Source organism: Mesorhizobium sp. M0664, assembly GCF_040320565.1.
Lineage (GTDB): Bacteria > Pseudomonadota > Alphaproteobacteria > Rhizobiales > Rhizobiaceae > Mesorhizobium.
Map to the genome: position 1 here is coordinate 448,422 of NZ_JAMYPW010000002.1, position 22,669 is coordinate 471,090.

General features: G+C 63.7%; 24 protein-coding genes. 16 read left to right on the top strand and 8 right to left on the bottom strand.

The genetic code is table 11. The features are described 5' to 3' along the window. Nucleotides 1-48 precede the first annotated feature (48 nt). Complete coding sequence (locus NKI39_RS04860; RefSeq protein ID WP_352472922.1) at nt 49-1,146, bottom strand: lactonase family protein; 1,098 nt, start codon at nt 1,144-1,146, stop codon at nt 49-51. Between the two features lie 190 nt (nt 1,147-1,336). Between NKI39_RS04860 and NKI39_RS04865 the strand changes: the two genes are divergently transcribed. The 8 genes from NKI39_RS04865 to NKI39_RS04900 are packed head-to-tail and all read left to right on the top strand — an operon-like array spanning nt 1,337 to nt 8,871. Then, a complete protein-coding gene (locus tag NKI39_RS04865; protein ID WP_352472921.1) occupies nt 1,337-1,888 on the top strand; it encodes a MaoC family dehydratase in 552 nt (183 codons plus the stop codon). A gap of 3 nt (nt 1,889-1,891) precedes the next feature. Then, nucleotides 1,892-3,052: a CaiB/BaiF CoA transferase family protein gene (locus tag NKI39_RS04870; protein ID WP_352472920.1), complete on the top strand. Its 1,161-nt coding sequence runs from the start codon at nt 1,892-1,894 to the stop codon at nt 3,050-3,052. Between the two features lie 20 nt (nt 3,053-3,072). Continuing rightward, nucleotides 3,073-4,215 carry an ABC transporter substrate-binding protein gene (locus NKI39_RS04875; RefSeq protein ID WP_352472930.1) on the top strand — a complete coding sequence of 381 codons (1,143 nt, stop codon included), beginning with the start codon at nt 3,073-3,075 and terminating at the stop codon, nt 4,213-4,215. A gap of 21 nt (nt 4,216-4,236) precedes the next feature. Beyond that, nucleotides 4,237-5,424, top strand: coding sequence for an ABC transporter substrate-binding protein (locus NKI39_RS04880; protein WP_352472919.1), 1,188 nt, complete (start codon nt 4,237-4,239; stop codon nt 5,422-5,424). A 55-nt stretch (nt 5,425-5,479) separates the two neighbouring features. After that, nucleotides 5,480-6,217 (top strand): ATP-binding cassette domain-containing protein, encoded by a 738-nt coding sequence (locus NKI39_RS04885; RefSeq protein WP_352830862.1) that lies wholly within the window; start codon nt 5,480-5,482, stop codon nt 6,215-6,217. Further along, nucleotides 6,210-6,953, top strand: coding sequence for an ATP-binding cassette domain-containing protein (locus NKI39_RS04890; protein ID WP_352502962.1), 744 nt, complete (start codon nt 6,210-6,212; stop codon nt 6,951-6,953). Before NKI39_RS04885 ends, NKI39_RS04890 begins: the two co-directional genes overlap by 8 nt. After that, nucleotides 6,950-7,900, top strand: a complete 951-nt coding sequence (locus NKI39_RS04895; protein ID WP_352502961.1) for an ABC transporter permease — start codon at nt 6,950-6,952, stop codon at nt 7,898-7,900. The genes NKI39_RS04890 and NKI39_RS04895 overlap by 4 nt, the downstream gene beginning before the upstream one ends. 5 nt (nt 7,901-7,905) lie before the next feature. Continuing rightward, nucleotides 7,906-8,871, top strand: coding sequence for an ABC transporter permease (locus NKI39_RS04900; RefSeq protein ID WP_352830865.1), 966 nt, complete (start codon nt 7,906-7,908; stop codon nt 8,869-8,871). A 62-nt stretch (nt 8,872-8,933) separates the two neighbouring features. Here NKI39_RS04900 and NKI39_RS04905 read toward each other — a convergent pair whose 3' ends face one another. Next, nucleotides 8,934-9,770, bottom strand: coding sequence for an amidohydrolase family protein (locus NKI39_RS04905; RefSeq protein ID WP_352502211.1), 837 nt, complete (start codon nt 9,768-9,770; stop codon nt 8,934-8,936). Between the two features lie 67 nt (nt 9,771-9,837). Then, nucleotides 9,838-10,626, bottom strand: coding sequence for an IclR family transcriptional regulator (locus NKI39_RS04910; RefSeq protein ID WP_352502210.1), 789 nt, complete (start codon nt 10,624-10,626; stop codon nt 9,838-9,840). Between the two features lie 159 nt (nt 10,627-10,785). On the opposite strand from NKI39_RS04910, the gene NKI39_RS04915 reads away from it, so the two are divergent. From NKI39_RS04915 to NKI39_RS04950, 8 genes are all read left to right on the top strand, one after another. After that, the gene (locus NKI39_RS04915; RefSeq protein ID WP_352502209.1) at nt 10,786-12,102 is read left to right on the top strand and encodes a type 2 periplasmic-binding domain-containing protein; all 1,317 of its coding nucleotides are present in this window, start codon (nt 10,786-10,788) and stop codon (nt 12,100-12,102) included. Between the two features lie 142 nt (nt 12,103-12,244). After that, entirely contained in the window at nt 12,245-13,141 is an 897-nt protein-coding gene (locus NKI39_RS04920) for a carbohydrate ABC transporter permease (protein WP_352451568.1), read from the top strand. A 2-nt stretch (nt 13,142-13,143) separates the two neighbouring features. Next, entirely contained in the window at nt 13,144-14,010 is an 867-nt protein-coding gene (locus NKI39_RS04925) for a carbohydrate ABC transporter permease (protein WP_352502208.1), read from the top strand. Nucleotide 14,011: 1 nt separating this feature from the next. Next, the gene (locus tag NKI39_RS04930; RefSeq protein ID WP_352502207.1) at nt 14,012-15,109 is read left to right on the top strand and encodes an ABC transporter ATP-binding protein; all 1,098 of its coding nucleotides are present in this window, start codon (nt 14,012-14,014) and stop codon (nt 15,107-15,109) included. Nucleotides 15,110-15,113: 4 nt separating this feature from the next. Continuing rightward, nucleotides 15,114-16,226, top strand: a complete 1,113-nt coding sequence (locus tag NKI39_RS04935) for a mandelate racemase/muconate lactonizing enzyme family protein (protein WP_352830868.1) — start codon at nt 15,114-15,116, stop codon at nt 16,224-16,226. 9 nt (nt 16,227-16,235) lie between these two features. Further along, nucleotides 16,236-16,565, top strand: coding sequence for an L-rhamnose mutarotase (locus NKI39_RS04940; protein ID WP_352502205.1), 330 nt, complete (start codon nt 16,236-16,238; stop codon nt 16,563-16,565). Then, entirely contained in the window at nt 16,558-17,634 is a 1,077-nt protein-coding gene (locus NKI39_RS04945) for a Gfo/Idh/MocA family protein (protein ID WP_352830870.1), read from the top strand. The genes NKI39_RS04940 and NKI39_RS04945 overlap by 8 nt, the downstream gene beginning before the upstream one ends. A gap of 1 nt (nt 17,635) precedes the next feature. Then, nucleotides 17,636-18,115, top strand: a complete 480-nt coding sequence (locus tag NKI39_RS04950; protein ID WP_352502203.1) for a MaoC/PaaZ C-terminal domain-containing protein — start codon at nt 17,636-17,638, stop codon at nt 18,113-18,115. A 212-nt stretch (nt 18,116-18,327) separates the two neighbouring features. Here the strand turns inward: NKI39_RS04950 and NKI39_RS04955 are convergent, their stop codons facing one another. The 5 genes from NKI39_RS04955 to NKI39_RS04975 are packed head-to-tail and all read right to left on the bottom strand — an operon-like array spanning nt 18,328 to nt 22,664. Further along, the gene (locus tag NKI39_RS04955) at nt 18,328-19,284 is read right to left on the bottom strand and encodes a C-terminal binding protein (RefSeq protein WP_352502202.1); all 957 of its coding nucleotides are present in this window, start codon (nt 19,282-19,284) and stop codon (nt 18,328-18,330) included. 12 nt (nt 19,285-19,296) lie between these two features. Next, nucleotides 19,297-20,055: an HpcH/HpaI aldolase family protein gene (locus NKI39_RS04960; RefSeq protein ID WP_352502201.1), complete on the bottom strand. Its 759-nt coding sequence runs from the start codon at nt 20,053-20,055 to the stop codon at nt 19,297-19,299. A 42-nt stretch (nt 20,056-20,097) separates the two neighbouring features. Next, nucleotides 20,098-20,811, bottom strand: coding sequence for a hypothetical protein (locus NKI39_RS04965; protein ID WP_352502200.1), 714 nt, complete (start codon nt 20,809-20,811; stop codon nt 20,098-20,100). A 26-nt stretch (nt 20,812-20,837) separates the two neighbouring features. Continuing rightward, the gene (locus NKI39_RS04970; protein WP_352502199.1) at nt 20,838-22,148 is read right to left on the bottom strand and encodes a TRAP transporter large permease; all 1,311 of its coding nucleotides are present in this window, start codon (nt 22,146-22,148) and stop codon (nt 20,838-20,840) included. Nucleotides 22,149-22,151: 3 nt separating this feature from the next. Then, nucleotides 22,152-22,664 (bottom strand): TRAP transporter small permease, encoded by a 513-nt coding sequence (locus NKI39_RS04975; protein WP_352502198.1) that lies wholly within the window; start codon nt 22,662-22,664, stop codon nt 22,152-22,154. Nucleotides 22,665-22,669: the final 5 nt, after the last annotated feature.

The following is a 22,669-nucleotide window of genomic DNA, read 5'->3' on the forward strand; positions in this document are numbered from 1 at the left end:
ACACGTTCTTATGGCCATGGTACTGGCGGAATTTTCACCCGCCAGCGCTCAACGCACGATCCTCACGCACATCGGCGTGCCAATATCGATGGATCGGCCGGTGTCGGTCAGCCGGCCGGTTGCGGCATCACGGGCGAAAATCGAGATGCGGTCGGCATTCTGGTTGGCCGAGAACAGATGGCCGCCCGAGGGCGTCAGTGCCAGATTGCGCGGCGTGGCACCGCCGCAAGGCGTATAGTCGACAAGAGCAATCCTGCCGGTTTGCTGGTCGACCGAAAACACGACGATGCTGTCATGACCGCGGTTGGAGCCGTAGAGAAAGCGGCCGTCAGGCGAGATCTGGACGTCGGCACAGTGATTGCCGTCGCGCGCCTCGGGCGGCACGGCCGGCTTGCTGTCGATCACCGTAAGCTTGCCTGATGCTTCGTCCAGCGCCAGCGAGACAACCGTCGAATCCAGCTCGTTCATGACGAACACGAAGCGACCGCCCGGATGCAGTGCGAGATGGCGCGGACCCGCGCCTGGCGCAAGCGCCGACTCGGCGAGTTTCGTCAGGCTGCCGTCGCGCCCGATGCGATAGGACACCAGCCGGTCGATGCCGAGGTCAGCGACGATCGCCATGCCGCCGGCAACCGTCTCGGTTACGCTATGGGCATGCGGCCGCTCCTGGCGGGCAGGATCTGGTCCGGTCCCGCTATGGGCAACGCTCGACAACGGCGCTGTCAGGCCGCCATTCTCACCCAACCCATAGACCACGACCGAGCGATCGGGGCCGCCCTCGCCCATGCCGTAATTGGCGACCAGCAGCTTGGTCCGGTCGCGCGTGATGGTGTTGTGCGCCGTGATGCTGCCCAGCGTCGGCTGCTTGTTGATGTAGGACAGCGTGGCGGTCTGCCTGTCGAAACGGTAGGCCGAGACCACCCCTTCGCGCCAGGTGAACACTTCTGAGTTGGCATAGACGTGGGAGCCGTCCGGCGTCACCGACAGGAAGGTGGGATTGTCGATGTCTCCCGTCTCGGCCAGTTTCTTCGTCTGCAGCGTCCCTTCGTCGAAACTGTAGACACCCAGCCCGATGCCGCGCGCGCCCTGAAAATACGGGGCGTCGCGATTGAGGCTGCCGACGAAAATCAGACAGGCATTCTGCATCACTTCCTCCCTTGTTCCGCCGGCATTGGCCCCAACGGAGCAGGCAAAATTTCGCCGAGACTCGCTTGCAACGCAACCCCATATGTGAAAATACTATTCACAAAAGAAGATTGACGGGAGGATCGATCATGCATTTCGCTGGTCTGCGGCGCGCCCTGATGGACGATTCCCGCTCCCAGAGGAAGTTGTCATGAGCAGTTTCGCGCCAACCGTGGGCGTGGCATCGACACACCCCGCCAACATGCCTAGGGATCACGCCGACCTTCCCGTCTGGAACGCGGAGAACTGGTTCTACGAAGACTGGCCGGTCGGCCAGAAGATCCGCTCGCTGCGCCGGACCATTGCCGAGGGCGACAGCCATCTGTTCAACACGCTGGTGCTCGACATCCATCCATACGTGCAGGACCAGATGTTCGCCGAGACGCAAGGCATTTTCGGCAAGCGGCTGGTGGCAGGGGCCTTCGTGTTCTCGGCCGGGCTCGGTCTCGTCGCCACCAATTGCGTCAACGCCTTTTCGTATGGCTACGACAAATTGCGCTTCATCAAGCCGGTGTTCATAGGCGACACGATCTATTCAATCCGCTCCAACCTCGACAAGAAGCCAAAATACAAGGAAATGGGGCTGATCCGCGCCAGCTATGAAGTCTTCAAGGGTGAAGGCGAGCTCGTGCTTTATTGCGAGCACCTGCAGACGGTGAAGTACCGCAATCCGGCCGATTTCGCCGGTAAGACGGAGAAATAGGCAATGGCTGCCATTGCCGAACTGCCGCTGACCGGGCTCATCGTTGTCGATATGAGCCAGTTCTTGTCCGGGCCTTACTGCTCGCTGCGGCTGCTCGACCTCGGCGCTCGGGTCATCAAGATCGAACGGCCTGACGGCGGCGACCTGTCGCGCCGGCTCTATCTCAGCGACACCGAGATCGGCGGCGATTCCACCATTTTCCATGCGATCAACCGCGCCAAGGAAAGCCTTGCCATCGACTTGAAGGACGAGGCCGACCTTGCGGCGCTGCGCGGCCTGCTGGCCAAGGCCGACGTGCTGATCCAGAATTTCAGGCCCGGCGTCATCGAACGCCTGGGCTTCGATTACGAGGCGGTGCGCAAGATCAATCCGCGCCTGGTCTATGCCTCGATCAGTGGCTATGGCGAGGAAGGCCCGTGGGTCAAGCGGCCGGGGCAGGATCTGCTGGCGCAGGCGCGCTCCGGCGTGATGTGGCTGAACGGCGACGAGGACCAAGGGCCGGTGCCCTTCGGCCTGGCGATCGCCGACATGCTGGCGGGTTCCGCCGCCGCGCAAGGCATCCTCGCCGCACTGGTGCGGCGCGGCGTGACCGGCAAGGGCAGCCATGTCGAGACCAGCCTGCTCGAAGCGCTGGTCGACTTCCAATTCGAGGTGCTGACCACGCACCTCAATGACGGGCGCCGGCTGCCGCGGCGGTCGAGCTTCCGCAGCGCGCACGCCTATCTCTCGGCGCCCTACGGCGTCTATCCGGCCAAGGACGGCTATCTGGCGATCGCCATGACGCCGATCTCGAAACTCGCCGATCTCCTCGGGCTCGAGGAACTTGCGCCCTACCGCGATCAGCCGTCGACCTGGTTCACTGCCCGCGACGAGATCAAGGCGATCATCGCGCAAAAGATCGCAACGAAGACGGTCGACGAATGGCTTGCCATCCTCGAGCCTGCCGACATCTGGTGCGCCAAGGTTTTGACCTGGCCGGAAATGATGGCCAGCGAAGGCTTCCAGGTCCTCGACATGCTGCAGACGGTGACGCGCGAGGATGACGTTTCGATCCTCACCACGCGCTCGCCGCTCAGGGTCGACGGCATCCGCGCCAAGGTCGAGCGGGCCGCGCCGCGCATCGGCGAGCACAGCGCAAAAATCCGCGCGGAGTTCGGGCTGTGAGCGACGCCACGCTCAAAGGCATGACCTGGAGCCATCCGCGCGGCTATGACCCGATGGTCGCCTGTTCGAGACTGTGGAAGCAACAAACTGGCATCGCCGTTGAATGGGACAAGCGCTCGCTGCAGGATTTCGAATCCTTCCCGGTCGAGGAACTGGCCCGTGCCTACGACCTGATCGTCGTCGACCATCCGCATGTCGGCCAGATCACCGCCGAGAATTGCCTGGCGCCGCTCGATGTCGCCGGCCGGGAAGCCGAACGCGCGGCACTTGCGGCGGGCAGTGTCGGCCGGTCCTTTCCGAGCTACAACTGGCAAGGCCGGCAGTGGGCGTTTCCGATCGACGCGGCCAGCCAGGTGCAGGCATGGCGGCCCGACATGCTTTCGGCTGCGCCGGCGAGCTGGGCCGATGCCCTCGATCTGGCCCGGCAAGGCCACGTGATGTTGCCGCTGAGGCCGCCGCATTCGCTGATGGTGTTCTACACGCTTGCCGGCAATCTCGGCCGGCCCGCCGGTGAAGGCCCTGGCGACCACGTGGATCCGGCAGCGGGCAAGCAGGTCTTCGAGATGATGCGCGAGATCGCAGCCCTCGTCGACCCGGCATGTCTTGGCATGGATCCGATCGCGGTTCTGGAGCAAATGGCCGGATCCGGCTCGCGGATCGCCTGCGCGCCGCTGATCTATGGCTATGTCTCCTATGCCATCGCCGGGTTTCGACCCACCCGCCTGGCTTTCGCGGATATCCCGGCCGCTGGCAATGCCGGCCCCAAAGGCTCGGCGCTCGGCGGGACCGGCATCGCCGTGTCGGCCTTCTCGAGGGCCGGACAGGCAGCAATCGACTTCGCCTACTGGATCGCCAGCGGTGACGTGCAGCGCGGCCCTTACGCCTCGGCCGGCGGCCAGCCCGGCCATGCGGCAGCCTGGGCGGATGCCGCCGTCAACGCCGCCGCCGGCAATTTCTACAAGGACACGCGGACTACGCTCGAAGGTGCCTGGGTGAGGCCGCGGCACGACGGCTACATGGCGTTCCAGCAGGCGGCGTCCGATCGCATCAATCTCGGCCTGAGCGAAAGGCACAATGCCGCTCGCGTCGTTGCCGATCTCAATCGCCTGTTTCGGGAGAGCCTTTCGACGCAGGTGTCCGGCGTTGCCGGCGGAGGAGCCTGAAACAACCGAACGGAGGAGAACATGAACAGCCTGATCCGCGGCCTTATGGCCGCAACCGCACTTGCATCGGTCACGACCATAGCTTGCGCTCAAGACGTTTCGGGCGTGATTGCTGGATTGCCGACCGAACTGAAGGCACAATATGACGGCGCGCCGCAAAAGGTGCTGCCGTCGGCCTGGGATAATTTCACGCCGCCGTCAAAGCCGTGGAAATGGTGCCACTCCGAGTCCTACCAGGGCAATCCGTGGCGCGTCACCGTGACCAAGGAGTTGAAGCGGCTGGTCGACGGCCTGATCGCCGACGGCACCGTGGCGAGCTTCGAGGTGTCGGATTCCAACAACGACGCCAGTCAGCAGATCAACCAGATCCGCGCCTTCATCGACAAGAAATGCTCGATCATCACCTCGATCCCCGGCTCGGCGACGGCGCTGGACGATGCCATCGATGCCGCAGCCAAAGCCGGCATCCCCTTCATCACGGCAGCTGGGTCGGTGACCAGCCCGAATGCGATCAATGTCGATTCCAACTATGCGCGCTGGGGCTACGACATGATGACCGCGATCGGCAAAGCAATGCCGGACGGCGGCAGCGTGCTTCTGGTCGAAGGCATTGCCGGTCACCCGATCGTCGTGCAGGAGCGCCAGGGCGCCGACAAGGCGCTGGCCGAAAATTCAAAGCTCAAGGTCTCGCGCAGCGTCAACGGCAACTGGACTGCAAACGTCACCAAGACGGCGGTGCTGCAGGCGATCGCCACCAATCCGGCGCCGATCGATGCGGTGTGGACGACGGGCAGCGAAAGCCGCGTCGTCGCCGAGGCCTTTGCCGAGGCCGGCCGCCCTGCCCCGCTGATCACCGGCTCGATCACCGGCGATGCGCTCGGCTACTGGAAGGCCAATCCCGACAAATACCGCTTCGAAGGCCATGCGGTTCTGCCGCACTGGACGGCCGAGACGCTGTTTCGTGTCGGCGTGCGCATGCTCGACGGACAGAAGGCGAAGCTCAACACGCTGCTGATCCCGATTCCGCCGGTGCACAATGCCGACCTCGGCGCCTGGTACAAGGACTGCATGACGCCGGACGCCGTCTCGATCTTCCCGGTCCCGCCGAAGGATCCGATGCCGGAGGAATGGCTCGATGCCTACTTCGCCAATCCGGCACCCACCAAGGGCTGGGATTATTCGAAGGTGCCGGACGCCTGCGCCAAGTAGGATACGAAGGCCGGCTCCGCACGGGCGGTGCCGGCTTTCTCCATCAGGATTGCTCATGCTGGAAGTCCAGGCCATCTCGAAACGCTACGGCGAAACGATTGCGCTGGCCAATGCCTCAATCGCATTCCGCGCCGGCACGATCCACACCATCCTGGGCGAGAATGGTTCGGGCAAGAGCACGCTGGTCAAGCTGCTGTCGGGGATCGTCCAGCCGGACAGCGGCGCGATCCTGCTCGACGGAGCGCCCTTTACCGGCCTCTCGCCGGCGGCGTTCCAGGGCGCCGGGTTCGCCACCGTGTTCCAGGAAGTGCTGATCGCGCCTGACCGTTCGGTGACGGACAACATCCTGCTCGGCCTCGACGGCTTGCTGACGCGCACCGTGCCGCGTGCCGAGCGGCGGCAACGCGCGCAAGCGGTGCTGAAGCGCTTCGCGGTGACCGAGATCCCGCTCGACCAGTTGGCCGGGCAATTGCCGCTTGCGGTTCAGCAATTGGTAGTGCTCGCCCGCGCCGTGGTGCGCAGCCCGCGCATTCTCATCCTTGACGAGGTTACGGCGGCGCTCGACTTTGCCGATCGCGAGGCGGTCTTCGCCATGATGCGCAAGCTTGCCTCCGAAGGCTGCCTGATCCTGTTCATCACCCATCGCATGGACGAGGTGATGTCGCTTTCGGACCGGACTTCCGTGCTGCGCGGCGGCAGCGTGGTGACGACTGAGGAACGCGGCACGTCCTCCGCATCCGAACTTCTCAGAGCGATGGCGCCACGCACGGCGGCGGAGCTGGCGCATGGCTGATCGCGCCAGCCTTTCGGTGCGTGGCCTGGTGATCGCGCCGGGCGCAAGCCCCATGACGCAAACCATCGCGCCTGGCGAGATCGTCGGCCTTGCCGGCCTCGACGGCCACGGACAGGAGCGGTTCCTGAAAGTGCTGGCCGGCCTGGAACGCCCGGCCGGCGGCGAGGTGACCGTCGAGGCGCCAACCGGAGCACGCGCGATCACCAATTTCCGCAAGGCGGTCGCCGGCGGCATCGCCTATTTGCCGCGCGACCGGCGCACCACCGGCATTTTTCCGACCCAATCGGTGCTCGACAATTTTGCCGTCTCGACGCTGTCGCGCGACACGCGGTACGGCCTGCTCAGCTTCGCCGCGCGGCGGCAGCGCTATGAACGCTATCGGGACAGACTGTCGATCATCGCGCCACGGCCGGACGCCCCGATCACCACGCTTTCCGGCGGCAATCAGCAGAAGGTGCTGCTGGCCCGCGCATTGGCGCTGGAACCGGCAATCCTGCTCCTCAACGATCCGACGCGCGGTGTCGACGTGGCGACGCGCCATATCCTCTACGATGTGTTCCGCAGGCTTGCGGCGGACGGCATGGCTCTGGTCATCCTGTCGAGCGAGATCGAGGAGATCCTGCTGCTTTGCCATCGCGTGCTGGTGTTCCGCGAACAGCAGGTGGCGGCTGAAATCACCGGAGACGCGATGAAAAGCGATACTGTGATCGCCGCCATGTTCGGGCGCGCAGCATGAGCGGGTTGCGGCGCATGGCGGCGCGATGGCGCGGCGCTGGCTTTGCGGCAGTGCTGCTGGCCATCCTGATCGCGGTCAACCTGCTGCTCAATCCGGCGCGCTTCCATCCTGCCGCCTGGGGCGCGCTGATCGGGCTCGCCGCGCCGCTGATCGGCGCAGCGCTCGCCTCGGCTCCGGTGATCCTCGCCGGGCGCGGCGGCATCGACATTTCCGTCGGACCATTGATGGGCTTCGTCAATGCGATGGTGATCCAGCTGCTGTTTCTCAGGCTTGGCATGTCATCGCCGCTGGTCATCGTGCCGGCAGCGCTGTTGATCGGCGCGATCGTCGGCGCCGCCAACGGCTTTCTGGCGACCATCGTCCGCATCCAGCCGATCGTCGCAACGCTCGGCACCTATCTGATCCTCACCGGCATGACGCTGACCATCCTGCCGGCGCCGATTGGCCCGGCGCCGGGCTGGCTGAAGGCAATGGCCGGACCCTGGTCGGCGCTGCCGCTGGCGCTGATCTTCCTGTTCTGGTGGCTGGTGCGGCAGACGCCTTATTACGACCAGCTGATGGCGGTGGGCAGCGACGACCGCGCCGCCTACACGGCCGGCATTCCGGTGACGAAAGTACGTTTCATCGCCTATGTCATGACCGGCATACTTGCCGCCTGTGCCGGCCTCATGCTGACCGCCCTGATCGGTTCGGCCGACCCTAATATCGGGCCAACCTACACGCTGATCGCGATTGCCGCGGTGGCGCTCGGCGGCGTCAGCCTTGCCGGCGGGCGCGGCGGGCTCGCCGGCGCCGCCATCGGCGCTGTCGACATCTTCCTGCTGCAGAGCGTGCTGACCGCCTTCAACGTCTCCACCTATGTGCTGCAGATCGCCTATGGCGCGATCCTGGTTGTGGCCGTCATCATGACGGCGCTGCAGGAGCGGCTCTCGGGACGGAAAGGCTGAGAAGCATGAGCCGGAACTGGTTCCAGTCCACCAATGCCCGCGTCGCCGGTGCCTTTGCCGTCGCTGTCGCCTTGCATCTCCTTGGCACCTTGCTCATCCCGGGCTACTCCCAGCCGTTCGCCATCCGGGCGCTGCTGGTGATCGCCTCGCTGCTGGCGGTGGCATCGATCGGCCAGACCCTCGTCGTAATCTTGGGCGGTATCGATCTGTCGATCCCCTTCATCATCGGCTTTGCCAATGTCGTTGCCGCACAGCTCTACGGCGTCGGCTGGAATTTTGCTCTTGTCTGCGCGGTCGTCAGCGCGCTCGCCTTACTGATCGGGGCGCTGCACGGCCTGATCTCGCGCGGGCTCGACATCCACCCGCTGATCGTCACGCTCGGCATCGGCATGATTGTGCAAGGCGCCGTCCTGTTGTGGACCGGTGGTTTTCCATCCGGATCGGCGCCGCAAGCAGTTTCCGCCTTCGTTTCGATCGGCGGTTCGGTCGGACCGCTGCCGGTGCCGGGGCTGGTGCCATGCGTACTGGTGCTGACCTTGCTGGTGGCGCTGGTGCTGGCGCGCACGCCATACGGCCGCCGTCTCTACGCCCTTGGCAGCAATCCAGGTGCTGCCCCGCTGGCGCTGATCGATCCGGTCCGCATGTGGACCGTGACCTATGCGGCAAGTGCCTTCTTCGCCGCCGCAGCCGGCGTGCTACTGCTCGGCTTCACCGGCTCTGCCTATGGCGATGTCGGCCAGCCCTATCTGTTCCAGACGATCGCGGCCGTGGTGGTCGGCGGCGCCGCCCTTGTCGGCGGCCGTGGCAGCTATTTCGGCACCATTGCCGGCGTGCTGGTGCTGACGGAGATCAACACGCTGCTGATCGGCCTCGGCTTCCGGCCCTCGACGGTGCAGGCGGCACTTGGCCTGGTCATCGTGCTCCTGGTTTCGCTCTACGGTCGCGAGCGGCACGTGTCGGCGACGATCTGAGGCCACCTATTCGTTTTAGCCGCATTTGTGCGACGCCCGATTCCACTTGGCTGCAAAATGCTCTACAAACTCCACAGCCGCTTGGCGTTGCCGGACAGCAGTTGCTGCCGTTCATCGGTGCTGGTGCCGGCAAGCAGCGCATGCGTTGCCGCAATCCAGGTCGCAAGCCCGCCGCCGAGTGTGCAGACCGGCCAGTCGCTGCCCCAGACGACGCGATCCCAGCCGAAGCATTTGATGGTGTGCTCGACATAGGAACGCAGCGTTTCGACAGTCCAGGATCCGGCATCCGCATAGGCGACCACACCGGAAATTTTGCCGACGACGTTCGGACGCCGCGCGATCTCCGCCATGTGCTCGCGCCAGGGGTGCTCGGCACCACCCTTGATGTCGGGCACGCCACAATGGTCGAGCACGAACTGCACATCTGGCGCGAGGTCGGCGAGTGCGATCGCCTTGGGGATCTGGTGCGGCAGAACGACGAGGTCGAAGGTCAGGCCGCTGCCGGCTAGCCGCTTGATGTTTTCGCGAAACAGCGCGCCTTCCGAAAGTTCATCCGGCACGACGTGCAGCACGCGGCGAAAGCCCTTGACGAAAGGATCGGCGCGCTGGCGCTCGAGATAGGCGGCAAAGCCCGGCTCTTCCGGACGGCAGGAGGCAATTGCCCCCCGCAGCAAGCTGGCCTTTTCCCGCGACAGCGCTTTGACACGGCCGGTTTCGGCCTCGATGTCGGCAGGATCGACATCGACCTCCATATGCAATGCGCCCTCGATGCCGGCGCGGCGGGCCTGGACTGCATATTCGTCGTAGGAGAAATCGCGGTTGAGTGCCGGCACGCCGGCCAGCCAGGGATAGCGCAGCGCGGACTGGTCGATCAGGTGCAGATGGGTGTCGAAGATCATGGTGGCGCGCTCCTCCTTGGCGACTTCGAGATCATCTCACGGAGAAAATCTTCATTCAAATAAGAATTCATCGCGATTGCTTGACGGTCGATCCCGCCAGTTGCGACAGCTTTTCGGTCGCTGCCAGCAGCAGCTCAATCGTCCTCGTAATGTCGGGCGCCTTGGGTGCGTTGACCAGGGTTATGTAGGGGATCGACAGTGCGGCGATCGCCTTGCCGTCCGAGCCGAGAACGGGTGTCGATAGGTTGAACACGCCTGCCGTCTGCATCGACGCCATCATCTCGTAGCCGCGTTCCCGGATCTGGTCGAGGCGGGCGAAGAATTCCGGCGATTGCGGTGGCTTGTCGGTGCTGCGCAGATGTTCTGAGATCATCATCTGCCGCTCTTCCGGCGGGCGGAACGCCAGCAACACATGGCCGGAGCCGGTATCGAACAGGCTGATATGCGAGCCGACGCGGATGGAGATGCCCCAGTAATCCGGCGCCTCCTGCTGTGCGATCACCACCGCGGAACCGCGGTCGAAGACGACGAGCTGATTTGCCTGCTGTGTGGTTTCGGCCAGTTCGCGCATCAGCGGCGTCGCATAGGAAACCAGCCGGCGCACCGGCGCGTGCAGCTGCGCCAGGCCAAACAGCTTGAGCGTCAGCGAATAACGGTCGCCATCCGGCCGCGTGACGTAGCCGCGCCGCACCAGCCGGTCCAGCATGCGGTAGAACTCGTTCGGACTGCGGTCGAGCTTCTTGGCGATTTCCGCCTGCGTCAGGCCGCCATCGACACCGGCCAGCAACTCGAGGATGTCGAGCCCCTTGTCCAGCGCCGGGGCTCGATAGCGGTCGTCTTCCTCGTCCTCTGCCATTCCGCTTCTCCAGTGAATTGCACTTTTCATATACGCATAACGGTATTGTTTCCGAAAGAACTTTCGGCTTGACGATCCTGTAAATGTTTTGTTTGTATATGAATGAAGCTGCCGATCCGCCCTCACTATGGATCGACGCGGACTCTTGGGAGGATACCGATGACGAAACTGTTTTGCGGCCTGTCGGCCGGCGTAACGCTGCTCGCACTGGGTGCGAGTGCCCTTGCTGCCGACCTGCCCGGCAAATTCGACGGCGTCACCATCGACGCCAAGCTGATCGGCGGCCAGCAATATGAAGGGCTGTACGCGCGCATCGGCGAATGGGAAAAACTGACCGGCGCCAAGGTCAACGTGATCTCGAAGAAAAACCACTTCGAGCTCGACAAGGAAATCAAGTCGGACATCGCCTCCGGCAGCATCAACTGGTGCGTTGGGTCGAACCACTCGTCCTTCGCGCCGCAATATCCTGATATCTACACCGATCTCAACAAGCTGCTGCCGAAGGAGGAGATCGACGCCTTCGTGCCGTCGACGATCAAGGCCTCGACGCTCGACGACAAGCTGGTGATGCTGCCGCGCGCGCAGTTCGACGTCTCGGCGCTCTACTACCAGAAGAGCCTCTACCAGGACGAAGCCAAGAAGGCCGCCTACAAGGCCAAGTACGGCAAGGAACTGACACCGCCCGACACCTGGGACGAGGTCGCTCAGCAGGCGGAATTCTTCGCCAGCCCGCCCGATTTCTACGGTACCCAGTTCGCCGGCAAGGAAGAGGCGATCAACGGCCGCTTTTACGAGATGCTCATCGCCGACGGCGGCGAATACCTCGACAAGGATGGCAAGCCGGCCTTCAACTCGGAAGCCGGCGTGCACGCGCTCGACTGGTTCGTCAATCTCTACAAGGCCAAGGCGGTGCCGGCCGGCACCACCAACTATCTGTGGGACGATCTCGGCCAGGGCTTTGCCTCGGGCACCGTCGCCATCAACCTCGACTGGCCGGGCTGGGCAGGCTTCTTCAACGATCCGAAGTCGTCGAAGGTCGCCGGCAATGTCGGCGTGAAGGTGGCGCCGAAGGGATCGGCCGGCATTCGCACCGGCTGGTCGGGGCACCACGGATTTTCGGTCACCGAAAACTGCGCCAGCAAGGAAGCCGCGGCATCGCTGGTCTGGTTCCTGACCAATGAGGACAGCCAGAAGCTCGAGGCGGCAAGCGGCCCACTGCCGACCCGCACGGCAGTGTGGGACTGGGACATCCAGCAGGCGGCCAATGATCCTTACAAGAAGGAAGTGTTGGCGGCTTTCCAGGAAGAGGCAAAGCACGCTTTTGCCGTGCCGCAGACACCTGAATGGATCGAAATCTCCAACGCCGTCTATCCCGAATTGCAGGCCGCCATCCTTGGCGACAAGACCTCCAAGCAGGCGCTGGACGACGCTGCCGCCAAGGCCACGCAAATCCTCGAGGACGCCGGCAAGCTTTGACCATTCTCCCAAGGGGGCGCCGCGCTCATCGAAGAGCGGCGTCCCCGAACTTTTTACGAACCATGCGCAACACGCTTTGTCTTGATCCCAGCTCGCCGATGGCGGCCTTCGGCGTCCGGGCACCAAACAGAACCGGATCGCCATGAAAGGCTGGAGACCTTCGCCGCCATTGCTGCTCCTGCTGCCGGCGGTGATCGTTCTGGCGGCGGTGGTGGTGGTGCCGCTGCTGCTTTCGCTCTATTCCAGCTTCACGCCGTTCCGGCTGACCAGGCCGGAGACGTTCTGGGTCTTCATCGGCGCGCGCAACTACGTCGCCATCCTGACCAGCCGCGCTTTCTGGGTCGCCTTTGCCCGCACCGTGGTGCTGCTGACGGTGGCGCTCAACCTGGAAATGCTGATCGGGCTCGGGCTGGCCCTGCTGGTGGAGAAAGCGTCGCGCGGCCAGCGGATCCTGCGCACCATCATGATGTTTCCGATGATGTTTTCGCCGATCCTCGTCGGCTTCCAGTTCAAATTCATGTTCAACGACAATATCGGCCTGGTGAACAACGCCCTGCAGGGGCTCGGCCTGACAGATCGCGCCATCCCGTGGCTGATCGACGGAAATCTCGCCTTCATCGCCATCCTGATCGCCGAGATCTGGTCGTCGACCTCGGTGTTCGCGATCCTGATCCTGGCCGGGCTGCTGGCGATGCCGCGCGAACCGGTCGAGGCGGCCCGCGTCGACGGCTGCACGCCGTGGCAGACATTCCGCTATGTCACCTGGCCGTTCATCATGCCGTTTGCCTTTATCGCCATGACCATCCGCTCACTCGACGTCGCGCGCGCCTATGACATCGTCAAGATCATGACCGACGGCGGCCCCGCCGGCCGCACTGAACTGGTCTGGACGCTGGTCGCCCGCACCGCCTATGGCGATGCCAGGATGGGAATGGCCAATGCCATGGCCTATTTCTCGATCCTGCTGTCGATCCTGTTCACAGTCTATTTCTACCGCAAGCTCGCCGCGGCGCGGACGCAGATCGCGGCGGAGTGGTGAGGATGGACCAGAACAGCCTGCATCGAGTCGGCAACAAAGCGCTCGGCATCGTTCACGGCATGGGACTGTTCCTGGCCATGCTGGTCATCTGCCTGCCCGGCATCTGGATCGTGCTGTCGTCGCTGCGGCCGACCGTCGAAATCATGGCCAAGCCGCCGGTGTGGATCCCGCAGCAACTCTCGCTCGACGCCTACATCGCCATGTTCAGCGGCGTCGGCCAGGGCGGCATTCCGGTGCTCGACTACTTCCGCAATTCGCTGATCATCTCGGTGACCTCGACGGTGATCGCCATCGTCATCGGCATGGCCGGCGGCTATGCCTTTGCGCGCTACCGCTTTCGCGCCAAGTCGGCGATGTTCCTCGGCCTGATGCTGACGCGCACGGTGCCCGGCATCGCCCTGTCGCTGCCGCTGTTCTTCGTCTTTGCGCGGCTCGGCATCATCGACACGCATTTCGGACTGATCCTGGTCTATGTCGCGCTCAACGTGCCGTTCACCGTCTGGCTGATCGACGGCTTTTTCCGCCAGGTGCCGAAAGACCTCGCCGAAGCCGCGCAAATCGACGGCTGCACGCGCTGGCAGGCCTTCTGGCAGGTCGAGTTTCCACTCGCCGGGCCCGGCATCGCCTCGGCCGGCATCTTTGCCTTCCTCACCTCCTGGAACGAGTTCGCGCTCGCCTCGCAGCTGACGCGCTCGATCAACTCCAAGACCCTGCCGGTCGGCCTGCTCGACTATACGGCCGAATTCACCATCGACTGGCGCGGCATGTGCGCGCTCGCCGTGGTCATGGTCATACCGGCGCTCACGCTTACCTTCATCGTCCAGAAACACCTCGTCGGCGGCCTCACTTCCGGCGCGGTGAAAGGCTGACATGGCAACAGTATCGCTCAAGAAACTCACCAAGAGCTACGGTCCGGTGGCGGTGGTGCACGGCATCGATCTCGAGGTCGCCGACCGCGAATTCATCGCGCTGGTCGGGCCGTCCGGTTGCGGCAAGTCGACAACCCTGCGCATGATCGCCGGCCTCGAGGCGATCAGCGACGGGATCATCGAGATCGGCGGCCGCATGGTCAACGACCTGCCGCCGCGCTCGCGCAACATCTCGATGGTGTTCCAGTCCTATGCGCTCTACCCGCATATGACCGTGCGCGAAAACCTCGGCTTCTCGCTCAAGATAGCCGGCGCCGCGAAAGAAGAAATGGACCGTCGCGTCGCCGAAGCGTCCGGCATTCTCGGCCTCGACCAATTGCTCGAGCGCCGGCCGTCGCAGCTGTCCGGCGGACAGCGCCAGCGCGTCGCCATGGGCCGCGCCATCGTGCGCGATCCCGACGTCTTCCTGTTCGACGAGCCGCTTTCCAATCTCGACGCCAAGCTTCGGACGCAGATGCGCACCGAGATCAAGAAGCTGCACGCCAAGGTCAAGTCGACAGTGATCTACGTCACCCACGACCAGGTCGAAGCGATGACATTGGCGGACCGTATCGTCATCATGCGTGACGGTTTCATCGAGCAGGTCGGCACACCCGACGAGGTCTTCCGCCGGCCGCAGACACGCTTCGTCGCGGGCTTCATCGGCTCGCCGCCGATGAATCTGCATGAGGCGGTTGTCGACGACGGACAGTTGCTGTTCGCCAGCGGCGAGAGGCTGCCTTTGCCCAGCCAGTTCAAGGCCAATATCGAGGCCGGCGACAAAGTCGTGTTCGGCCTCAGGCCCGACGACATCTATCCGACCGGGCATGGCATCAGCTCCGGCGAAGACGTCGACGTCCACCAGGTGGAGTTGCCGGTGACCGTCACCGAGCCGCTCGGCAACGAGACGCTGGTGTTTGCCGAATTCAACGGCAGCGACTGGGTATCGCGGATGCTCAATCCAAAGCCGCTGAAAGCCGGCGACCGGGTCAAGATGAGCCTGGACCTGTCGCAGGCCCATCTGTTTTCCGCCGAAACGGGCAGGACATTGCGAGGTTAAAACCATGGCAAAGATCGAGAAAATCGAACTGCGGATGGTCGACCTGATGCCGAAGGTCAAGCGCACCGATGCCATCCAGAGTTTTGTCAGCCAGGAAACACCGATCGTCACCATCACCGACGCGGACGGCGCGGTCGGCACCGGCTACAGCTATACGATCGGCACCGGCGGCTCCTCGGTGATGCGGCTGCTGGCCGACCACCTTGCGCCGCGGCTGATCGGCCGCGACGCCGAGAGGATCGAGGCGATCTGGCACGAGCTGGAGTTCGCCACCCATGCCACGACGATCGGCGCGATCACGGCAATCGCGCTCGCGGCCATCGACACTGCCCTTTGGGACCTGCGGGCCAGGAAACAGAGGCTGCCGCTGTGGCAGCTGGCCGGCGGCGCCAAGGACCGCTGCCCGCTCTACACGACCGAAGGCGGTTGGCTGCATATCGAAACCGAGGCGCTGGTCGCGGATGCGCTGGCCGCCAAGGCCAAGGGGTTTCGCGGCTCGAAGGTCAAGATCGGCAAGCCGCACGGCTCCGAGGATCTTGCCCGGCTGACGGCGGTGCGCCGGGCGGTTGGAGACTCCTACGAGATCATGACCGACTGCAACCAGGGCTTTTCGGTCGACGAGGCGATCCGCCGGGCCGAGCGCTTGCGTGAACTCGATCTCGCCTGGATCGAGGAACCGTTGCCGGCCGACGACATAGACGGCCATATCCGCCTGTCGAATGCGACGTCGACGCCGATCGCCGTCGGCGAGTCGCTCTACTCGATCCGGCATTTCCGCGAATATATGCAGAAGGGCGCGTGCTCGATCGTGCAGGTCGATGTCGGCCGCATCGGCGGCATCACGCCGTGGCTGAAGGTGGCGCATGCAGCCGAGGCGTTCGACATACCGGTCTGCCCGCATTTCCTGATGGAACTGCATGTCAGCCTGACATGCGCCGTTCAGAACGGCAGATATGTCGAGTATATTCCCCAGCTCGACGAGCTGACCGGCAAGAAAATGCGTATCGAGGACGGGCACGCATTGGCGCCGGACGAGCCCGGCATCGGCATCGACTGGGACTGGGATGCGATCAAGGCGAAGAGCATCGCGGAATTCACCATGGCGATAGTGAAGTAGGAGGCGGACATGCAGCGAATGGGAATGGTGCTCGGCCTCAAGCCGGAGAAAGTCGCCGAGTATGTGCGGCTTCACGCTGCCGTGTGGCCGGACGTCCTCAAGATGATTTCCGCCTGCAACATCAAGAATTATTCGATTTATCTGAGGGAGCCGGAGCACCTTTTGTTCAGCACCTTCGAGTACCACGGCACCGACTATGCCGCCGACATGGCGAAGATGGCCGCCGATCCCACGACGCAGGAATGGTGGGCGCTCTGCATGCCATGCCAGGAGCCGCTGCCGACCCGCAAGGACGGCGAGTGGTGGGCGTCGATGGACGAAGTCTTCCATTATGACTGATGACATTTTCGATCCTGCCTCGCTTTCCCAGGCCTGGGCACAGCCGTCAAAGCCCAGGCCGATCGTGATTTTCGGCGCCGGCTCGATCGTCGGCGATGCGCATTTCCCGGCCTATGGGAAAGCCGGTTTTCCGGTTGCCGGGCTGTTCGACCCCGACCTGGCCAAGGCGGAAAAACTGGCGCAGAAATGGGGCGTCGCCGCTTACCGGTCGGTCGAGGAAGCTGCGTCAATCAAGGACGCCGTCTTCGATCTGGCGACGCCCCCGGCTCATCATGCCGGCGTGCTCAGGGCGTTGCCCGATGGTGCGGTGGCGCTGATCCAGAAGCCGATGGGCAGCAATCTCACCGAGGCGACCGAGATCCTCGAAATCTGCCGCGCCAAAGATCTGAAAGCGGCGGTGAATTTCCAGCTGCGCTTCGCGCCGATGATGCTGGCGCTCAGGGATGCGATCGCCAAGGGCTGGCTGGGCGAAGTGGTCGATTTCGACGCATGGCTTGCGCTGGCGACACCCTGGCAGCTCTGGGAATTCCTGTTGCGGGCGCCGCGCGTCGAGATCGCCATGCATTCGATCCATTATCTCGACCTGATCCGGCAATTGCTCGGCGACCCCAAGGGGGTTCACGCCAAGACACTCGGCCATCCCGGCCACAAGGTTGCGCAAACGCGCACCAGCGCGATCCTCGACTATGGCGACACGGTGCGCTGTGCACTGTCGATCAACCACGATCACAAATTCGGTCGAAAACACCAGGCCTGCGAATTCCGCATCTGCGGCACCGAAGGCGCCGCTTACCTCAAACTGGGCGTCAACCTCGACTATCCGCGCGGCGAGCCGGACATTCTCGAAATCTACCCCAAAGGCGGCACGGAATGGATTGCGGTTCCACTCGTCGGCGCATGGTTTCCGGACGCCTTTGCCGGCCGCATGGCCAATGTCCAGCGCTACGCGTCGGGCGAGGACGCCGAGCTTGTCAGTTCCGTCGAGGACGGCTGGAACACCATGGCGCTGGTCGAAGCCGCCTACCGATCGAGCGCGGCGCCGGCAACACCGATAGCGGCGAGGCCCTGACATGGAGCAGACAGTCTATTTCGAGGACTACCGGATCGGCTCGTCGCGCATGACCAGCGGGCGCACCATCACCGAGACCGACTTCGTCGTCCATGCCGGCCATACCGGTGATTTCTTTCCCCACCACATGGACGCCGAGTTCATGAAGACGACGCCGTTCGGGCAGCGCATCGCCCACGGCACGCTGGTGTTTTCGGTCGGCGTCGGGCTGACGGCCAGCGTCGTCAACCCGGTTGCCTTCTCCTATGGCTACGACCGGCTGCGCTTCATCAAGCCGGTGTTCATCGGCGATACGATCAGGACCCGCACCACCATCTCGGCTAGGGAAGACGACCCGAAGCGACCCGATTCAGGCCGGGTCGTCGAGCGCTGCGAGGTGATCAACCAGCATGGCGACGTGGTGCTGGTCGCTGATCACATCTACATCGTCGAGCGTCGCGACAAGCCGAGCAGAGCCTCGACAGATGACGCTGAAACCTAAAGACAAAAAACCGCCTTGCGGCGGGTCCTCGGTGAATCGTCACCATACGCAAATTAGTAGCATAGCTGCCGGCACAAAGCAAGAACAAAATGTGGCAAACCGGATAAATCGCGACAGGTTGCGCTGCCCCTTATCGCCCTGCGAACCCCGACTTGCAGGACTTGGGTTCCGCGGAGCAGGCGGATAGAGGTGGTGCCGACATCGGGAATTGGTCATATCCGGTTGACCGGATATACAGGCTTGCCGCCGCGCAGGACTGATGCGACATCGGCAAACACCTTGTTGCGAACCTCCGCGTAAGACTGGGTCGAGTAGTGCGCCGCGTGTGGACTGACCAGGACGGTGTCCAGCGCCAGCAGCGGATTGTCGGGCGAAGGCGGCTCCCGCTCGAACGTGTCGATGCCGGCGCCTGCCAGATGGCCGCGCCGGATCGCGTCCGCCAATGCAACCTCGTCGACCAGGCCGCCGCGGGCCACGTTGATGAGTATCGCCCCTTTCTTCATCCGCGACAGGGCTTGCGCCGACATGATGTTTCTGGTCTCCGGTGTCGCTGGAACGTGCAGCGAGACGATGTCGGCCCTGGCCAGCAACTCGTCGAAGCCGACCGGTTCGGCATCACCGGCCGCGATGCGCTCGGCCGGCATATGCGGATCGTAGGCGATGATGTGGTAGCCGAAGACCCGCGCCCGCTCGGCAGTCAGCCGCCCGATCTGGCCGAAGCCGATCAGGCCGAGGATCTGCCTGTCGGGCCGTGTGATGCCGGCGCCATCGGTCATTGCAACCCAGCGGCCGGCGCGCACCGCGCTGTCGAACTGCTTCAGCCTGCGCGTCAAGGCCAGGATCAGGGCCATGGCGTGGGTGCTGACTTCAACCAGATTGGCGTCCGGCACGTAGGTTACCTGAACACCGGCACGGCTGGCAGCCTCGACGTCGATCGAATCGAGCCCTACGCCGAACCGCCCGATGACCTTGAGCCTCTTCAGTTCCGCCAAAACGCGAGCCGTGATCGGCTCCCGCAATACCATCAATGCGTCGGCGTCGCGGCAGTGTTCGATCAGGGCATCTTCCGTGAGCAGCGTCTTTTCGACAAATTCGACGTTCAAGCCGTCGAGGTAGCGCAGCTGCTCCTCCTCGACTGACAGCACACCGTCGGTCTTGATGATCTTCATGGCAAACTCTTGCTATGAGGCGCTGCGCGCCGAGGCGACGCCGGCGGCAAGGCCGGCCCCGAGAAACATCGTGTCGCTGGCCAGCATGTAGAAGCTGATGCCGTGCCGCGACCATTTGCCGACATCATCCGCCGAAGGGCGAAAGATGCCGACGGCCTTGCGGGCCGTGCGCGCCGCGGCCGCGATCCTCATAATCGCTGCATTGAGCTTGTCCTGGCCGGCCGGCCCCATGGCGTCGATCGAAACCGACAGGTCGCCGGGACCGATGAAGATCACGTCGACGCCGTCGACCTCGACGATGTCGTCGATGTTGGCGAGCCCTTCGGCCGTCTCGACCTGGATGGCGACCGTCAGGACATCGTTGGCCGAGTTGAGGTAGTCCGGAATGCTGTAGCCATAACCGGCGGCGCGGCCCGGGCCGACACCGCGGGCGCCGACCGGCGGGTACCGGCAGGCCATGACCGCCACGCGCGCTTGCTCGGCCGTGGAGACGCGGGGTACCAGGACACCCGAGGCGCCGGCGTCGAGCGCGGCGGCCATCCACTCCGGCGTGTGGCCGGGAACGCGCACCATCGCGGGAACCTTGTGGACATCGGCGGCGCGGATCAGATCCTCGAGCCGTTCGCGGCCGATCTGCGAATGCTCCCAGTCGATGCACAGGAAATCGACCCCGCTGGCGGCGGCCACTTCGACCGCCACAGGGTGCGGGATGGCGCAGAAGGTGCCGATGAGGCGATCGAGAGAGATACATTTCTTGCGAAAGTCGTACATGAAATCTCCAGAAATTTTCGGCGTCGGCAAAAACCTGTTTGCCTATGTGGCCCTTGACGAAGGATGCACGGCTTCCGTCGACATCGGAAAATGCCCGCTGCCGCCTGAAAACGGCGGGAAGGTCTTGTAGTCGGCGCGCATCTCCAGCCGCGCCGGCGATTGCAGCGCGTGCGTCAATGCAGCGGGACTGTCGAACATGACGCGATTGCGCTGCATATGGTCGATCCGCGGCCAGGGCAGCGAACCGCACCAATCCAGTCGCGACAGAACCTCGATGTGGCGAATGCCGGGGAAGCCCCGCATCAATTGCGGATGATGCGTCACATAGTGGTAGAGCCAGGCATTCATGTCTTCGGCCGGCCCGGGATAGTGGACAAGATAGCTGCAGGGGAGCCCGGACGTCTTGACGCCAGCGTCGTCGACGGGAAACGGACGCACGCACATTGCCTGTTGCGTCGGCCTCGAACCGGCGATGCTCGACAGCATACCAGGTGCGGCAAGCGCCTGCAGATGGCCGGACGGCGCCAGCGCCGCCTCCATGTCCGCCAGTTCGTCGAAATAGAGCTGGAAGCCAAAGACCGGCGGTGGACCATCGTTGTTGAACATGTCCGTCGCCACTTCGGGCAAATAGATGTTGGCAAGCGCAAGGCCCGGCGTCGATGCAATCACACGCCGCACAGCGTCAACATCTTCGCCGGCGATGGCCAAATTTGCCTCGCGGTCATCATGGAAGAAAGCAAGATAGGCAAAGCGCATGTGGACACCTGCTGGATCGAGTTCGACTAGATCAAATTCGGAAGAAAGAGAGCGATCTGCGGAAAGAGGACAATCAGCAGGATCAGCAGAAGCGTCAGCGCGATGTAAGGCGCCGCAGCCATGGCAACGGTCTTGAGCGATGTGCCTTTCGGCGCAACGCCGATCATGATGAACAGCAGCAGACCAAACGGCGGCGTGGTGAAGCCGACCTCGTAGGCGAGCAGCAGGATCAGCCCGAACCATACCGGCTCGTAGCCGAATTGCTGGGCGATCGGCAGGAAGATCGGCAGCGTGATCAGCATCATCGAGACCTGATCCATGAACATGCCGAGCAGCAGGATGACGAGCACCATCATGAGCAGCATGGGATACGGTCCAAGATCGTAGCCGACGATGAACTGGATAAAGCCGTTGGAGGCGCCGGAGAAGGCGAATATCTGCGAGAACGTCGTCGAAGCCGAGATGATCAGGAAGGTCATGCCGGTGACCTTCATCGCATCGTCCAGCGACTTCCAGACAACCGACCAGCTGAACCGTCGGTAGACAAACAACAAGGCGAAGACGGCGGCACAGCCGAGTCCGGCCGATTCCGTCGGCGTCGCTATCCCAAGGATGATCGTGCCGACCACCATGAACACGATGACGCTCATCGGAATGATGTTGACGGCGACCGCCCTCACCTTCTCGGCCGCGGGAACGGCGGGTACCGGATAGTGCGGAGCGGCGTCCGGATCGATCTCTGTCTGCGCGAAGATCAGCGCCGCGTACATGACAACGAGCAGCAGTCCGGGCAAAGCCCCCGCTATGAGCAGCGCGCCGACGTCGATCTGGGCCAGCGAGCCGAGCAAGACGGCCAGCGAGGATGGCGGGATGATGACGGCAAGGCTTCCGGCGCCAAGCACCGGCCCGTAGGCCATATGCGGCTTGTAGCCCCGCTTCAGCATCTCGGGCACCATCAGCGAGCCCATCATGCCGGTATTGGCGAGGCTCGAGCCCGACAGCGCGGAAAAGATCGTGCCGGCGGCGAGGACGACATAGGCGAGGCGTCCGCGCAGATTGCCGATGCACAGGTCGAGCGCGTAGATGACCTTCTCGCCGAGGCCGGAGCGGAAGAACAGGCTGCCCATGACGAGAAACATCGGCAGCGGGGCAAGCGCGTAGGTCGAGACAGCGTCGGAGAAGTTGGCGACCATCTGCGTCACGCCGATCGAGCCGCCGAAGAACAGATACAGCCCGATCACATTGGTGACGAAGAACGCGAAGGCGACCGGCAGCCCAAGCCCCATCAACACCAGGATGGTGCCAACGAGCACGGCGAATGGAAACAGCCAGGCCACCGGTCAGAGGCCTTCCATTTCCAGCGGATCGAGCGTGTACAGCGTGTCACGGCCGAGCAGATATCTGAGCCATTCCAGCGCCGAGAGATAGAAGGCGAGCATGATGGGCAGAAAGACCAGCCATTTCGGCATATCGAAGCTGCGCGTTTCATATTCGCCGCCCGCAACGGCACTTGTCAGCGAAGACAGAGCGACGCTGCCGAGGTAGAGGCTGACGCCGATGCAGGCGAGATAGACCAGCTTTTCAAGCACCGCCCGTGCCCGCACCGGCAGCGCCTGGCGCAGGAACTCGACGAAGACATGGCCCTTGCTGTGGACCAGCCATGGCATCGGCAGAAATGCCGCGTAAAGCAGGCCGTATTCCGTCGCCGACACCGCCCAGGCAAGCGGCCTCAGGCCCAGATTGCGGACGCACACATCAGCAACCACCGCGACGATGATGAGGCCAAGCACCACTTTTGCCGCCGCCGCCAACGCAAGGCTCAGCTTCCCAATCGCTGCAAACAATCTGTCCATGCCCG

Excerpts from the sequence above, each read along its gene's own strand:
- NKI39_RS04910 (WP_352502210.1), bottom strand. The coding sequence starts at position 10,626 with ATGGCAGAGGACGAGGAAGACGACCGCTATCGAGCCCCGGCGCTGGAC.
- NKI39_RS04935 (WP_352830868.1), top strand. The coding sequence starts at position 15,114 with ATGGCAAAGATCGAGAAAATCGAACTGCGGATGGTCGACCTGATGCCG.
- NKI39_RS04920 (WP_352451568.1), top strand. The coding sequence starts at position 12,245 with ATGAAAGGCTGGAGACCTTCGCCGCCATTGCTGCTCCTGCTGCCGGCG.
- NKI39_RS04875 (WP_352472930.1), top strand. The coding sequence starts at position 3,073 with ATGACCTGGAGCCATCCGCGCGGCTATGACCCGATGGTCGCCTGTTCG.
- NKI39_RS04975 (WP_352502198.1), bottom strand. The coding sequence starts at position 22,664 with ATGGACAGATTGTTTGCAGCGATTGGGAAGCTGAGCCTTGCGTTGGCG.
- NKI39_RS04865 (WP_352472921.1), top strand. The coding sequence starts at position 1,337 with ATGAGCAGTTTCGCGCCAACCGTGGGCGTGGCATCGACACACCCCGCC.
- NKI39_RS04955 (WP_352502202.1), bottom strand. The coding sequence starts at position 19,284 with ATGAAGATCATCAAGACCGACGGTGTGCTGTCAGTCGAGGAGGAGCAG.
- NKI39_RS04885 (WP_352830862.1), top strand. The coding sequence starts at position 5,480 with ATGCTGGAAGTCCAGGCCATCTCGAAACGCTACGGCGAAACGATTGCG.
- NKI39_RS04880 (WP_352472919.1), top strand. The coding sequence starts at position 4,237 with ATGAACAGCCTGATCCGCGGCCTTATGGCCGCAACCGCACTTGCATCG.
- NKI39_RS04915 (WP_352502209.1), top strand. The coding sequence starts at position 10,786 with ATGACGAAACTGTTTTGCGGCCTGTCGGCCGGCGTAACGCTGCTCGCA.
- NKI39_RS04930 (WP_352502207.1), top strand. The coding sequence starts at position 14,012 with ATGGCAACAGTATCGCTCAAGAAACTCACCAAGAGCTACGGTCCGGTG.
- NKI39_RS04925 (WP_352502208.1), top strand. The coding sequence starts at position 13,144 with ATGGACCAGAACAGCCTGCATCGAGTCGGCAACAAAGCGCTCGGCATC.
- NKI39_RS04860 (WP_352472922.1), bottom strand. The coding sequence starts at position 1,146 with ATGCAGAATGCCTGTCTGATTTTCGTCGGCAGCCTCAATCGCGACGCC.
- NKI39_RS04940 (WP_352502205.1), top strand. The coding sequence starts at position 16,236 with ATGCAGCGAATGGGAATGGTGCTCGGCCTCAAGCCGGAGAAAGTCGCC.
- NKI39_RS04905 (WP_352502211.1), bottom strand. The coding sequence starts at position 9,770 with ATGATCTTCGACACCCATCTGCACCTGATCGACCAGTCCGCGCTGCGC.
- NKI39_RS04960 (WP_352502201.1), bottom strand. The coding sequence starts at position 20,055 with ATGTACGACTTTCGCAAGAAATGTATCTCTCTCGATCGCCTCATCGGC.
- NKI39_RS04945 (WP_352830870.1), top strand. The coding sequence starts at position 16,558 with ATGACTGATGACATTTTCGATCCTGCCTCGCTTTCCCAGGCCTGGGCA.
- NKI39_RS04900 (WP_352830865.1), top strand. The coding sequence starts at position 7,906 with ATGAGCCGGAACTGGTTCCAGTCCACCAATGCCCGCGTCGCCGGTGCC.
- NKI39_RS04965 (WP_352502200.1), bottom strand. The coding sequence starts at position 20,811 with ATGCGCTTTGCCTATCTTGCTTTCTTCCATGATGACCGCGAGGCAAAT.
- NKI39_RS04890 (WP_352502962.1), top strand. The coding sequence starts at position 6,210 with ATGGCTGATCGCGCCAGCCTTTCGGTGCGTGGCCTGGTGATCGCGCCG.
- NKI39_RS04950 (WP_352502203.1), top strand. The coding sequence starts at position 17,636 with ATGGAGCAGACAGTCTATTTCGAGGACTACCGGATCGGCTCGTCGCGC.
- NKI39_RS04895 (WP_352502961.1), top strand. The coding sequence starts at position 6,950 with ATGAGCGGGTTGCGGCGCATGGCGGCGCGATGGCGCGGCGCTGGCTTT.
- NKI39_RS04870 (WP_352472920.1), top strand. The coding sequence starts at position 1,892 with ATGGCTGCCATTGCCGAACTGCCGCTGACCGGGCTCATCGTTGTCGAT.